At 64.7% G+C, this 12,527-nt stretch carries 16 protein-coding genes; 2 read left to right on the forward strand and 14 right to left on the reverse strand.

The genetic code is table 11. The features are described from left to right. Positions 1-97: 97 nt before the first annotated feature. Positions 98-1,534, reverse strand: coding sequence for a phosphomethylpyrimidine synthase ThiC (gene thiC, locus GRX03_RS04605; protein ID WP_159762978.1), 1,437 nt, complete (start codon positions 1,532-1,534; stop codon positions 98-100). A gap of 86 nt (positions 1,535-1,620) precedes the next feature. Between thiC and GRX03_RS04610 the strand changes: the two genes are divergently transcribed. Next, a complete protein-coding gene (locus GRX03_RS04610) occupies positions 1,621-2,556 on the forward strand; it encodes an alpha/beta hydrolase (protein ID WP_159762979.1) in 936 nt (311 codons plus the stop codon). On the opposite strand, the gene GRX03_RS04615 is transcribed toward GRX03_RS04610, so the two are convergent. The 7 genes from GRX03_RS04615 to GRX03_RS04645 all read right to left on the reverse strand — a co-directional run bounded on the left by GRX03_RS04615 (position 2,557) and on the right by GRX03_RS04645 (position 8,120). Then, a complete protein-coding gene (locus tag GRX03_RS04615; RefSeq protein WP_159762980.1) occupies positions 2,557-3,285 on the reverse strand; it encodes an SDR family NAD(P)-dependent oxidoreductase in 729 nt (242 codons plus the stop codon). Positions 3,286-3,355: 70 nt separating this feature from the next. Continuing rightward, entirely contained in the window at positions 3,356-4,183 is an 828-nt protein-coding gene (thiM, locus tag GRX03_RS04620) for a hydroxyethylthiazole kinase (RefSeq protein ID WP_159762981.1), read from the reverse strand. After that, the gene (gene thiE / locus GRX03_RS04625; protein ID WP_159762982.1) at positions 4,180-4,845 is read right to left on the reverse strand and encodes a thiamine phosphate synthase; all 666 of its coding nucleotides are present in this window, start codon (positions 4,843-4,845) and stop codon (positions 4,180-4,182) included. Before thiE ends, thiM begins: the two co-directional genes overlap by 4 nt. A 52-nt stretch (positions 4,846-4,897) precedes the next feature. Beyond that, positions 4,898-5,488 carry a riboflavin synthase gene (locus GRX03_RS04630; RefSeq protein WP_159762983.1) on the reverse strand — a complete coding sequence of 197 codons (591 nt, stop codon included), beginning with the start codon at positions 5,486-5,488 and terminating at the stop codon, positions 4,898-4,900. A 45-nt stretch (positions 5,489-5,533) separates the two neighbouring features. Then, positions 5,534-7,378, reverse strand: a complete 1,845-nt coding sequence (locus tag GRX03_RS04635; protein ID WP_159762984.1) for a UvrD-helicase domain-containing protein — start codon at positions 7,376-7,378, stop codon at positions 5,534-5,536. A gap of 50 nt (positions 7,379-7,428) precedes the next feature. Further along, positions 7,429-7,725, reverse strand: coding sequence for a DUF7521 family protein (locus GRX03_RS04640; protein ID WP_159762985.1), 297 nt, complete (start codon positions 7,723-7,725; stop codon positions 7,429-7,431). A 47-nt stretch (positions 7,726-7,772) separates the two neighbouring features. After that, positions 7,773-8,120: a winged helix-turn-helix domain-containing protein gene (locus GRX03_RS04645; RefSeq protein ID WP_368277977.1), complete on the reverse strand. Its 348-nt coding sequence runs from the start codon at positions 8,118-8,120 to the stop codon at positions 7,773-7,775. A 103-nt stretch (positions 8,121-8,223) separates the two neighbouring features. On the opposite strand from GRX03_RS04645, the gene GRX03_RS04650 reads away from it, so the two are divergent. Beyond that, positions 8,224-8,667, forward strand: coding sequence for a hypothetical protein (locus GRX03_RS04650; RefSeq protein WP_159762986.1), 444 nt, complete (start codon positions 8,224-8,226; stop codon positions 8,665-8,667). 63 nt (positions 8,668-8,730) lie between these two features. Here GRX03_RS04650 and GRX03_RS16500 read toward each other — a convergent pair whose 3' ends face one another. The 6 genes from GRX03_RS16500 to GRX03_RS04675 form a co-directional block, all read right to left on the reverse strand. Further along, positions 8,731-8,907: an HVO_0416 family zinc finger protein gene (locus tag GRX03_RS16500; protein ID WP_201289172.1), complete on the reverse strand. Its 177-nt coding sequence runs from the start codon at positions 8,905-8,907 to the stop codon at positions 8,731-8,733. Between the two features lie 111 nt (positions 8,908-9,018). Beyond that, entirely contained in the window at positions 9,019-9,537 is a 519-nt protein-coding gene (locus GRX03_RS04655; RefSeq protein ID WP_368277980.1) for a hypothetical protein, read from the reverse strand. 48 nt (positions 9,538-9,585) lie between these two features. Continuing rightward, on the reverse strand, positions 9,586-9,906 hold the full coding sequence (locus GRX03_RS04660) for a transcription factor S (protein WP_159762987.1): 321 nt from the start codon (positions 9,904-9,906) through the stop codon (positions 9,586-9,588). Positions 9,907-9,951: 45 nt separating this feature from the next. Continuing rightward, positions 9,952-10,656 carry a hypothetical protein gene (locus tag GRX03_RS04665; protein WP_368277981.1) on the reverse strand — a complete coding sequence of 235 codons (705 nt, stop codon included), beginning with the start codon at positions 10,654-10,656 and terminating at the stop codon, positions 9,952-9,954. After that, entirely contained in the window at positions 10,653-11,543 is an 891-nt protein-coding gene (locus GRX03_RS04670; RefSeq protein ID WP_159762988.1) for a hypothetical protein, read from the reverse strand. Before GRX03_RS04670 ends, GRX03_RS04665 begins: the two co-directional genes overlap by 4 nt. A 66-nt stretch (positions 11,544-11,609) precedes the next feature. Continuing rightward, the gene (locus GRX03_RS04675; RefSeq protein ID WP_159762989.1) at positions 11,610-12,455 is read right to left on the reverse strand and encodes an RAD55 family ATPase; all 846 of its coding nucleotides are present in this window, start codon (positions 12,453-12,455) and stop codon (positions 11,610-11,612) included. Positions 12,456-12,527: the final 72 nt, after the last annotated feature.

Consider the following 12,527-nt stretch of genomic DNA (forward strand, 5'->3'; position numbering starts at 1 on the left):
TTCCTGTTGGACTCCGTGCGTAAAAAGCCACAACGGGCGGCAATCACTGCGGGCGTTCACGACCGCTGGAGGGCCGAAAGTGGCGGGGCCGGCGGCGTCAGTCGTCGGCTTCGGAGGGTTCGCTGTCGGTGTCGTGATCGACGCCCGGCACCCCGCTCGTGTCGTGGTCGCCGACCGGCGGGAGATTCGCCTCCGCGGCCGGCGACTCGGAGAGGTCGGTCGCGCCGTCGAGATCATCCATCTCGCCGTCCCCGTCGCGGGCGTCCTGATCGATCCGCATCGAACAGAACTCGACGCCGCACATCGAACAGAAACGGGCTTCCTTGTAGTTGTCACCGGGCAGCGTCTGATCGTGATACGACCGGGCGCGTTCGGGGTCCAGCGCCAACTCGAACTGTCTGCGCCAGTCGAACTCGTATCGGGCCTCGGAGATGGCGTCGTCCCAGTCCCGAGCGCCCTCGCGACCGTTGGCCACGTCGGCGGCGTGGGCGGCGATCCGGTAGGCGGCGAGTCCGTCCCGCACGTCCTCCTCCTCGGGGAGCCCGAGGTGTTCTTTCGGCGTGACATAACAGAGCATCGCCGCGCCGGCGCGGGCGGCCTCGGTCGCGCCGATTGCGCTGGTGATGTGGTCGTAGCCGGGTGCGATATCGGTGACGAGCGGCCCGAGCACGTAGAAGGGCGCGCCCTCGCAGACCTCCTGCTGGCGCTCGACGTTGCGCTGGATCTCGTCCATCGGGACGTGGCCCGGCCCCTCGACCATCACCTGTACGCCGTGGTCCTGCGCGGTGGCGGTGAGTTCACCCAGCGTATCCAACTCCGCGAACTGCGCCTCGTCGCCGGCGTCGGCGATCGATCCCGGACGGAGCCCGTCACCCAGCGAGAACGTCACGTCGTGTTCGGCGAAGATCTCGCAGATCTCCCCGAATTTCGCGTACAACGGGTTCTGCATTCCGTTTTCCTCGATCCACTGCGCGAGGATCGACCCGCCGCGGGAGACGATACCCGTCGTGCGGCCGTCGGTCAGCGGCAGATGTTCCATCAACACGCCCGCGTGGATCGTCATGTAGTCGACGCCCTGTTCGGCCTGTTTCTCGATCACGTCCAACAGGAGTTCGTGGGTGATCTCCGCCGGATCGTCGACGTGTTTGACCGCCTCGTAGATCGGAACCGTTCCGATTGGAACCGGCGAGTGCTCGATGATCGCGGTGCGAATCTCGTCGAGGTTGCCCCCCGTCGAGAGATCCATCACCGTGTCCGCGCCGTAGTGCACCGCCGTGTGTAGCTTCTCCAGTTCCCCGTCCAGATCGCTCGACTCCTCGGAGTTGCCGATGTTGGCGTTGACCTTCGTCGAGAACTCCCGGCCGATAATCATCGGATCGAGCGCGCCGTGAGCGTGGTTGTTCGGAATCACTGCCTGTCCCGTTGCGACCTGCTCGCGAACGAACTCGGGATCGCAGTTCTCTCTCTCTGCGACTCGCTTCATCGCCGCTGTCGTCTCCCCGTTTCGGGCGGCTTCGAGCTGTGTCCGCGCCATGATTAGCTAGTTATACTACCAGATAATATAGCTTCGGGTCACGGGGAAAAGAGAGGGGTTTAGTACTCCCCTACAAACAGAATCGTATGGAAGCCGACGAAATCGATCCGCAAGCGAAGGCGGCGATGGAAGCCCAGGAGCGGATTCCGATGCCACACAGCCGCTGGGGGGTCAAACTCCTCCGCGGGTTCAGCAGCGTGACCGCGCGCATCCAGAACCGGACGGTCCCGGAGGTCGGGGCGGTGAGTGATCTGACCGTTCCCGGGCCGGACGGGGAATTAGACGCACGGCTGTACCTCCCGGACAGGGCGGGTACAGTCCCGACCGTCGTGTTCTTCCACGGCGGCGGCTACGTGCTGGGCAGTATCGCGACCCACGAACGGCTCTGTCGCCGTCTCGTCCAGGAGAGTGGCTGTGCCGTCCTCTCGGTCGAGTACCGACTCGCACCGGAACACCCGTTCCCGGCCGCCGTCGAGGACGCCTACGCCGCCGTCGAGTGGGTTGGCGACAATCCCGGCGAACTCCCCGGGGACGGTCGCCTGGCGGTCGCCGGCGACTCCGCGGGCGGAAACCTCGCGGCCGTCTCGGCGCTGATGGCCGCCGAACGCGGCGGTCCCGAGGTCGACTACCAACTGCTGCTCTACCCCAGCGTCGGTGTCGACCCGGACCACCCGTCGGTCCGCGATCACACCGGACTCGTCCTCTCGGAGGAGGACATGCGGTTTTTCCGGCAGTGCTACTTCCAGAACGAGATCCACCAGCGCAATCCCTACGCCGATCCGATCCACGCCCGCGACCTCTCCGACGTTCCGCCGGCGACCGTCCTGACGGCCGGGTTCGACCCGCTGCGGGACGGCGGGAAGGCCTACGCGGAACGCCTCGTCGACGAGGGGGTCGACACGCGCTACGAGAACTACGAAGACATGGTTCACGGGTTCCTGACGTTCCGCGACGTCGACCGGACCGAGGAGGCTATCGAGGACGTGGCGGGTGACCTCGCCGCGGCCCTCGACACCCGGTAGTCAGAACTGCATACCGCCGTTGACGTCGACAATTTCGCCCTGCACGTAGTCGTTTTCGAGCAGGTACTCGATGGTGTGAGCGACCGCTTCCGGCTCACAGGCGTACTCCGGGAGGTGCGTGTCGACGTTCTCGTGGCCGCGGAAGTCCACGGATTCGAGATAGGCGAGGATGTCGTCGTTCATGTCCGTCTCGGCGGGACCGGGCGCGACGGCGTTGACCTGGACGCCGTCTTCGCCGTACTCGCGGGCCAGCGCGCGCGTGAGTCCGTGAAGGCCCGCCTTGCTCGCGGCGTAACTCGTGTCGACTGTCCCGGCCGTGCCGCCAATCGAGGAGACGAACACCACGTCTCCCCCGGGCTGGAGGTGCTCCATCGCGGCCCGGGTCACGTAGAAAGCACCCGAGAGGTTCGTCTCGATCACCCGCTGCCAGTGGTCGTCGTCGAGTTCCGTGAGTCTGGCCGGATCTGCGATTCCGGCGTTGTTCACGACGGCGTCGAGTCCACCCAGCGTCTCGACGGTCGTCTCGACCATCTCCTCGACAGCCGCGGAGTCACTCACGTCCGCCTGGACGGCCATCGCCGTCCCCCCGGCCTCCTGGATCTCGTCGACGACGGTTTCGGCCGCGGACTCGCTTTCGTTGTAGCCGACCGCGACCTCGTGTTCGGGGGCGAGCGCCTGTGCTGTTGCGCGTCCGATACCGCGACTCGCGCCAGTGATCAGAACCTGCATATTCGTAGTTGTTACAACCGACTGATTACAGTTCTGCCTCCGGCATTCGCTGCAAAACGAGTCCGCGTGGTTACTCGTCGACCTCGAGCACTCGCTCGATGCGGTCCTCGGCGGCGTCGTACTCGGTGTCCCGGAGCCCAGCGACGGCGTCTTTGAACGCGACGTTGTAGCTGCCCGGGCCGTGGACCTCACCGAACTCCTCTGCCGCTGCGGCCTCGCCGGCGAGTCCGAACCCGACCGTCCCCGCGAGCGCGGCCGTCTCCGTGTCCTCGATCGCGCCGGCGAAGGTCGCGACGGTGGCGCCGAGCATGCACCCGGTGCCGACGACCGTCCCCATCCGCTCGTGTCCCGCCGTAATCTCGTAGGCGGCCTCGGCAGTCGCGACGACGTCGGTCTCGCCGGAGGCGACGACGACGGTGTCGAACTTCTGTGCGCAGGCGACGGCCGTGGTCGCGATATCGCTGTACTCGCCGACGGACTCGACGCCTCGGATCTCGGCGTCGTCCCCCGCGAGCATGGTTATCTCGCCGTAGTTCCCCTTGATCGCGGCCACGTCCAGTTCGCTCGCGAGTCGCTCGGCGACGCGGTCTCGCGTCGGTGTCGAACCGACGCCGACGGGATCGACGACCACCGGCACGCCGGCTTCGTTGGCCGACTCCCCCGCGGCCATCATCGTCGCCTCGCCGGCCTCGCTGACGGTCCCCATGTTGAGCAGACAGGCCTCAGAGGCCGCGACCATATCTCCGACCTCCCGCTCGTCGTCGGACATCACCGGCAGTCCGCCCCAGTGCAGGATCACCTGGGCGACGTCGTTGACGGTGACGTTGTTCGTGACGGCGTTGACGAGCGGCGATTCGTCTGCGACAGCATCGAGGCTCTCTTCGAGATCTACAGTCATGCTTCGCCCTCCAGTTCGTCCCGCCGACGTTTCCCTTGTTCGACTGCCTCCCCGAGTTCGCGGGTCGCCCGTTCGGGGTCGTCCGCCTGGGTGATCGCCGTGATGACCGCGACCCCGTCCGCACCGGCCTCGACGACATCCGGTGCCCGCTCGGGAGTGACACCGCCGATTCCCACGAAGGGAATGTCGACGGCGTTGGCAATCTCCCCGACGACATCGAGTCCGATCCCGTTCTCCTCGTCGTCGACGTCCTTGGAGGCGGTGGTGTAGACCGCACCGACGCCGAGGTAGTCGGCACCGGCTTCCTCGGCCTCACGGGCGGCCTCGACGGTCGAGACCGAGCGACCGATGATCGCGTCCTCGCCGAGCTGTTCGCGGGCGACCGAAATCGGCAGGTCGTCGTCACCGAGGTGGACGCCGTCGGCGTCGGCGGCGAGCGCGATGTCGACGCGGTCGTTGATGATTAGCGGAACTCCGGCCTCGGCGGTGGGCTCACGGAGCGCCTCGGCGGTCTCCAGTTGCGTGCGGGCGGTCCGGTCTTTCTCCCTGACCTGGACGACATCGACCCCCCCGGCGATGGCGTCCGCGACGATCGATTCCGTACTCCGTCCGGCCGACAGATCCTGCTGTGTGACCAGGTACGTATCCAGTGTGAGCGTCATACCCGTCGGTACGTATCACGCCGATATACCAGTGGCGAATTGTCCGGCTCTGCTACCCCGTGTAGCCGTCGACGAGGCTCTCGACGTACTTCGCGATCACGTCGACTTCGAGGTGGACCGGGTCGCCGACCGACTTCTCCGACAGCGTCGTGATGTCGTAGGTCTCCGGGATGATCGCGACTGCGAACTCCTCGCCGTCCTGTGCGGCGACGGTGAGGCTGATCCCGTCGACGGTGATCGACCCCTTGTCGACGACGTAGGGCGCGAGGTCGGCGGGCAACTCGAAACTGAACTCCCAGTCGTCACCGAGTCGCTCGATACCCGTCACCGTCGCCGTCGCGTCGACGTGACCCTGTACGAAGTGGCCGTCGAAGCGGCCCTCGGCCGGCAGCGCCCGTTCGAGGTTGACCACGTCTCCGACCTCCAGTTCGCCCAGGTAGGTCTTCTCCAGGGTCTCCGTCGCGGTGAACACCTCGAAGTAATCGTCGCCGAACTCCTCGACGGTGAGACAGGCGCCGCTGACGCTGATACTCTGACCGACCGAGAGGTCCTCGAACGTCGTCGACAGGCGGAGTCGCTTGCCCTCCGGACTCTCCTCGACCCGACGGACTTTGCCGGTCTCCTCGACGATCCCAGTAAACATACGAGACAGTTGGGTCGGGCGGGCGAAAAGGTGACGATCCGACCCCTACTGCGTCGGCGTCGGGGCTTCCTGGATCTCCGCGATCAGATCTTCCAGGCTCTTTTCGGTCAGTTCGTTGTGCAACAGCACGTCGACCGGGAGCGTCGGCGCGCCGTCGACGAGATTTTCGAGGAGGACGAGCCGTTCGCGGGCGCGGGACATTCCCACGTAGAACACGCGGCGTTCGTTGTCCGTCAGCACCGGAACGGGACTCGTGTGTTTGGTGAACTCCTCCGAGCCGGGAATCTCCGTCTCGCCTTGCTCGATGGAGGCGGCCATCTGCTCGACCACTTTCTCGGTGAGATCCGTCCCGACGAAGACGTGATCGGCCTCACGACCTTTCGCGGAGTGGATCGTTCCCAGCCGAACGCGGTCGTGCTCCATCCCCTGGTACGGGCCGTTGAAGTAGGCGTCGACGCTGCGCTCCTGGAAGCTCGTCACCTTCCGGAGCATATCTGCCGCGGCCGGCGGGTCCGGCGCGAACGGCGCGTGTTCCCGGACGACCTCGGGGTCGACGTCGAGGTTCGTCAGGTCGTCGACGTCGGCTTCTTCTTCCATCGCATCGAGTTCGTCGAAGAAGTCGTCGCGTTCGCCGGTCCCGAACGCCGAGTCAGCGAGCATGTCGGCGAGCCGACGGGCCTGCAGCCCGGTCAGCGGTTCGTCGGCGGCGAGGGCTTCGATCCCCTCGACGTACTGCGTGAGCCGGTCGGTCCACATCCGCTGGTCGGTCAGGCAACTGAACGGGATCCCCTCGTCGATGAACTCGTCGATGAACTGGAACATCTGGTACCGCGCCCGGAACAGCACCATCACCGTCTCGTCGGTCTCCTCGACGGTGCCACGGACCTCCCGAGAGAGATCCAGCATCGAGCGGTTCCGAAGCGCCTCGACGGTCCCGCCTTCCTTTCGCGGTTCGAGGTCTTTCTCCTGGCGTTTCTCGATGTGACTCACCTCCTGGTTGACGGCGTTGAGAATCCGGGAGGGCAGGCGATACGAGTTCGGTAGTACGATGTCGTCGTCGACGTCCTCTTCGAGCAGCAGGTCGGGGTCGGCGCCCTGCCAGGCGTAGACGACCTGATCGTCATCGCCGGCGATCAGCACCCGGTCCATGTGGGGACGCCACTCGGCGTAGACCTCGTACTGCAGCGTCGTGATGTCCTGGAACTCGTCGATGATGAGATAGTCGACGCTCGGCAGCAGCGACCGCTGGTGGACGCGCTCGAGCATGTCCGCGAAGCCGACGATGTCGTTGCTCCCCTTCCAGTTGCGCCAGGCGCGGATCGCCTCGGGGATGTCGAGGCGGTCGTCGTCGCTGGGCCAGGTCGGGGTGTACTTGTTGCCGGTCTGTGCGTTGTCGTCGATTTCCGGCGGGAGACGGACCTCCTCTTCGTCCCACTGGAAGGGCACGTCGTACCAGTCCTCGACGTCGCGGCAGGTCCGCTGGAGCCACTGGCTCGTCGCGATGACCTTGTTTCCGAGAGTCGTCGAGCGGGCCGACCGCCGACGTGACCCCTCGTACTCGTCCTCGAACTCGAGGCCGTACTCCTCGCAGAACTCCTCCTTGTCAGATTCGCCGACGACGTCGCTCCGAGAGAGATTCAACAGATCGTACGCCTTCGCGTGCATCGTGCTGACGTTCCCGCGGAGTGCGCGGGGCGTCGTGTCGAGTCGCTCCGCCAGTCGCTCGCGGATCTCTGCCGCGGCCGCTCGGGTGTAGGAGACGACCAGAATATCACGAACATCGAGGTCGTCGTTCGATTCGATCAGCTCCTCGACCCTATCGAGCAAGGCTGTCGTCTTCCCGCTTCCGGGACCGCCAAACAGACGGACAACCTCCGTTTCGTTGGTCATTAGACACTAAATGACGCCGGGGGTTCATAAACGACGCGACTCGATTTTCACTACCGATAGAGGGAGAGATACAGCATACTGAAGCCGATAATGAACGGCACCGTCTCGACCATCTGGAAGAACAGGAGGATCAGATCGTCGGCGTCAGCCCCGAGTTGGGTGATTACGCTGCTGATCGCGACCCCCATGCTGATGAACGCGAAGCCGACGAACGCGTACTGCAACCGCTCGGTCCGTTTCTGCTGGTAGGCCTGAAAACTGATGAGCGTGATCCCGAGCGTCAACCCAAACACCGTAAACCGCATCAGCGTGAGCAGGATCCTCGCCAGTGGCTCGACATCGACCATCGATTCAGCGGTACTACAGCAACGGCTGTAATAAGCGTGACTACACGTCACTCCGCGCCCAGATCGTCCCAGAGTTGGCTGAACCGATCCGGGAGATTCTCCTCGCGGTAGATGCGCACCTTGTACTCGTCGTCTTCGAGGGTGATAACGGTGCTCTCGAAGTTCGACTCGTACACCTTGTAGTGGTTGCCGTCCTCGGCGACGAGTGTCTCGTCGGTCACGAGGTCGTACTCGTCGAGCATCTCGATGCGCCGATAGACGGTCGGCAGCGAGAGATCACACTCCTCCGCGAGCGCCTTCGCGGCTTTCGGCTCCCGGCTGATCGCGGCCAGCACCTCCCGAGCGTGCTGGTCACCGATGGTATCCAGGATGTCTTCGATACTGCGGTCGTCCACGTCCGACCAATCTGACTGCGGGGCTATAAACGTTATTGCAGGGGGCGAGCCCGAGCGGGCGGACACGCAAGCTATATTCACGCCTGGCGGCTAGGTCGAGCCAATGGTTGGCGTCGACGATCTCGACACTTACAGACGGCACAACGACATCGGCCCGGACGACCCGGCACCGCGAGAGCCGAAAGGCGAGCCACACCGTCAGACCGAGGAACTCGACATCTGGCTGTTCGACGCGGAGGCCTCGGAGACGATTCCGGACACCTACGTCGTCGCGCGAGATCCCGAACCGCTCGATTTCCGGATGTGGGTCTTCGCCGGTCAGGGCACCGACTGCTATTTCATCATGCGGGCCTCCCACAAGTACAGCGAGGAGGAAGTCGCTGAACACGGCTACGACGACTGCTGTGAGGTGCTCATGGACGGCCAGTCACTCAAGGGTCGACACTGCCCGAGAGAAGTCGAGGAGGTCGTCTCCGAGTTAGTCGGCACGGACATCATCATGCCGCGGACCACCTCCGACGACCAGGGCGGTCCGATCAACTACTGATTCCGACGGCGGAGCTGTCGCTATCGCGCGACTGACCGAGTGAGAAAGAAGCGTGATGCGGCGTTATACCGGTGACCAGCCACAGACTGTGCAGTGTGTCGCGTCGGCGTCGTGAAGCCCCCCGCAGTCGGGACACTGTTTCTTGTTGTAGTTGTCTTCCCATCCCGCGTCACTAGTCTCGTAGCCACGCTGCGACAGGAATTCGTCGAACACATCGTCTTCAGCCTGAGACTGGGCCATACATGCTATGGTATGACACACCAGTATATATGCTTGGTGGTACTGGATCGTGTTGCCAGCTACCACGGGGGAGCGGAACATACTCCTCTATAGATCAGACGCGGGGGCAACTCACAGCTCCCGGCGGGTCTCCGGGTCGTCGAGGTCCCAGAGCACGGCGGGAAGGAACGCGTCGAGGTGGTCGACGACGCGGCGCTCGCTGACGTTCAGCCCCTCGCAGTGCTCGTGGGCCGAGTCTCGCACCGAAACGTGAATGTCGCCGTCCTCGACGGAGACGGAAAGCGGGAAGACCGAACAGCGCGCCGGCTTCCAGTCCTCCTCCGCGTGGAGCGAACAGAGCCCGTCATCCCGGAGAAAAAAGCAGGCTTCGCCGTCCTCGCCGACGTGGTCCTCGCGGTCTTTCTCCTCCTTCCGGATGAAATCCTCGCCGCGGACCTGCGTCGTGGCCTCCGACAGCGACGCGCAGTTCGCGAGTTCGAGAAAGTCCGGTTCGTACAGCAGGACGCCGTGGTGACAACACCACGTACACTCCTCGACGCACTCGAAGGTCAACTCGGGGTCGAACTCCACGACGGCCTCCTTGCCCGGGTGGACCTCGACGCGACGGGACGTGTCGCCTGACTGGCTCACATCCGACCTCCGGGGCTGAGCGCAAAGAATCCAGTGATCTCCGGAAGCTCAGTTGTAGTCTCGCCAGCGGTTGCCGCACTCCTTGCATTTGAAAAAGCGCGTCGGGGGTTCGTCGGCGGAGCCGGTCTGTTTGATCGTGTACCACGCTTCGCCGTGGCCGCAGTCCTCGCAGGTCACGTCGTCGTCGGTCGGCTTCCCCTCGAAGTTCGCGTCCTCCTCGGTCTCGATCAGTTCCTCTCCGGACTGTTCGGTCGTCGAGACGAACTCCTCGGAGTCGACCGTCTGCTCGGCGCTCGCACCACAGCTAGTACAGACCATGACGCCGTCCTGTTTTTTCATCATCGAACCGCAGTCGTCGCAGAATTGCATGTTCTGCTAGTTCGGGCTATCGGCCAAATCAATCTTTCCTGTCTCTCACCCGGTCCCGAACCCGTCGTCGTCTTCGAGATTCTCCCGCTCGGTCACGACCGGGCAGTCGACGACTCTGACCGTCTCCATATCCAGGAACTCGACGATTTCCGTCCCCTCGTGGGTACAGGTGACATCCGGCGGCGGCGAGAAGTGGGGACACTGCTCGCAGTAGCTGTGCTTCGAGACTTCGGCGTAGGTCCGGCTCTGCGCGTCCCCCACCGACCCCCGCGATTCCGCGCTCGCCAACTCCTGCCAGACGACATCCGGATCGAGTTTGTCGACGTCCATCTCGTCGAAGGCGTCCCGAAACGAGTCGAACGGATCGCCGTCGCGCTGTCCCACGTCAGACAGCAGTTCGTCCTCCGGCAGGCTCTCCCCGTCACGCCGACCCACGTCGAATTCCATCTCCTCGAACGGTTCCCTCGGCTCGGGGCCGGCCCCGGAGTCGCTGCCGCTGGGGTCCTGCTCGGCCCGTCCGAACCCAGTCGTGGGTTCGTCAGATCCGTCGCCTTCCGCCGCTCGTGACGGCTCCGAGGAGTCCCGGCTGTCGAACGGTTCGCCAAACTCCTCCGGTGGCTCCTCCCGGCCGGACTGCTCCGCCGCGGACTGCTCGCGGCCCTCATCCAGTGCCTCGAAGGGGTCGCCGTCGCGGTCGGCAACCGCGTCGTCCAGCCGCTCGAACGGGTCGTCGGGGTCGTCGTCGCTCACTGTCGCTCACCGGATTCGAGTTGCGCGGCGGTCAGAAGCGTCGGACTGCCGAACCACCCGTTCGCAGGTTCGACGTTGGTCACCGTCGCCGAGCAGTGCGGGCACTCGGGGTCGGTCAACAGCGACAGGGTCACTCCCTCGCCGCAGTTCTCGCAGTTCGCGCGTTCGATGTCCGCCTTCGCGGCCGCGCGTTTGATCCGCTCGACGGCTTCCAACCCGCCGCTCGACTCCCGGGCCTCGCGGAGATCACTGACCACCCAGGCGACGGTCTGCAAGCGGTCTTCCATCCGGTCGAGTCGCTCGTCGATCTCACCGATCTGCTCCTCGTGTTCCGGCACGTGATCGCTGACCTCCTCGCGTAGCTCCGTGAGTTCCGCCTCCAGGTCGGCGAGGCGCTGTTCGAGTTTCGGAATCGCGTCCAGTTGCGGGTGCGTGTGATCGGCCGGGGCCTTGCCGTCGGTCTCCTGTTTGATCTGGATCACCCGGTCACGCACGTCGTCGATCTTCTCGTCGAACTCCGACTCGACCGAGTCGATCCGGTTCGAGAGCTGTCGCTGGACCGAGTTCGTCGCCTCCGAGAGCCGGTCTGTCACCACCTCCTCCGCGACCGTCTCGATGCGCGATTCGAGTTCGCCGTCGAGCCGTGCCGCCAACTGCTCGTCGACCTGTGCGCGGACGGCGTCGCTGATTTCCGACTGCGTGAGTCCGAGCGAGTCGGCCTCCGGACCCCCCTCCTCCTCGGCGGTCATCCGGTAGGCGCTGAGCAGTTGGACCAGCAGTTCGTCGCGGTCCACCTCCGCGGCCGAGGCTTGCTGATCGAGCCACTCGTCGAGATCGGCCGGCAGCGTGATCGAAATCGTCTGCTCACCGCTCGACTCGCTCGCCATACCCGGTACTTTTCGGACCGGATAGTTAAGCGTTTGCCGCCGATTTCACCTCTCGTTACCGAGGGCCTACCGGATCTTCCGCACGTCGCTGATGTCGAAACCGGCGTCCCCGAAGTCGGTCTCGAACTTGACGATGTTCTCGGCCTCGATCTGTGAGAGCACGCCCCGGAAGTTCTTGACGACGAGCGTCCGCGCCCGGTTCGAGCCGCCGGTCTCCCACTCGAACTGTAAGGTTCCGCTGCAGGCGTCGATCAACTGGCCGTGTTGCGTGTCGGTCAGCGTCTCGTGGTTGACGTGGACGAGAATGAGTCCGCCCCAGTTGTAGCTCGCCTTCTCCAGCCCTTTGACGATGTAGCTCACGTCGGACCACTGCATCCCCTCGTCGTCGCCGACCGTACTGACCAGATCCGACAGCGAGTCGATGACGACCAGGTTGCCCGGCGCGCGGTCGTTGAGCGTGCCCCCGAGCGCGCTCAACAGCCCTTCTCTGTCCTCGTGGCGCTTCCGGAGGCTGGTGATGTCGGTCGTCTCCTCGGCGTACCAGTCCCGCGGCACCGGACTGACGTGAAAGAAGTTCTTCGACAGCGACTCGAACTCGACGGATTCCAGCCCCGAGTCGGCAATCTCCTCGTCCATCGTCATCGCAATCTCGTTGCGCAACTGGTCCTCCTCGGCGGTGAAGGAGACGTAGTGGATCTCTTCCGGGAGCGTCGCGTTGTCCGACAGATCGCCGTAGTGGAGATCGAACGTGTCGTGTCCGACGCTGGCGAGTCCGTTCATGACCGCGGTCGTGAACATGAACTCCCGGGCACCGGCCCCGGCCTCCCCCGAGAGGAGCACCACGCTCCCACGGGGTGCGCCCCCGCCGATCGTGTTGTCGAGCCGATTGATCCCGAATGGTAGCCGCTCCATACTCCCCTCTCAGCATCCCGCGTCGTAAAAATCGCCCGGCGAGCGAGCCGAGAGCCAACGTTTATCCGCGTC

Source organism: Halovenus carboxidivorans, assembly GCF_009831575.1.
GTDB classification, from domain to species: domain Archaea; phylum Halobacteriota; class Halobacteria; order Halobacteriales; family Haloarculaceae; genus Halovenus; species Halovenus carboxidivorans.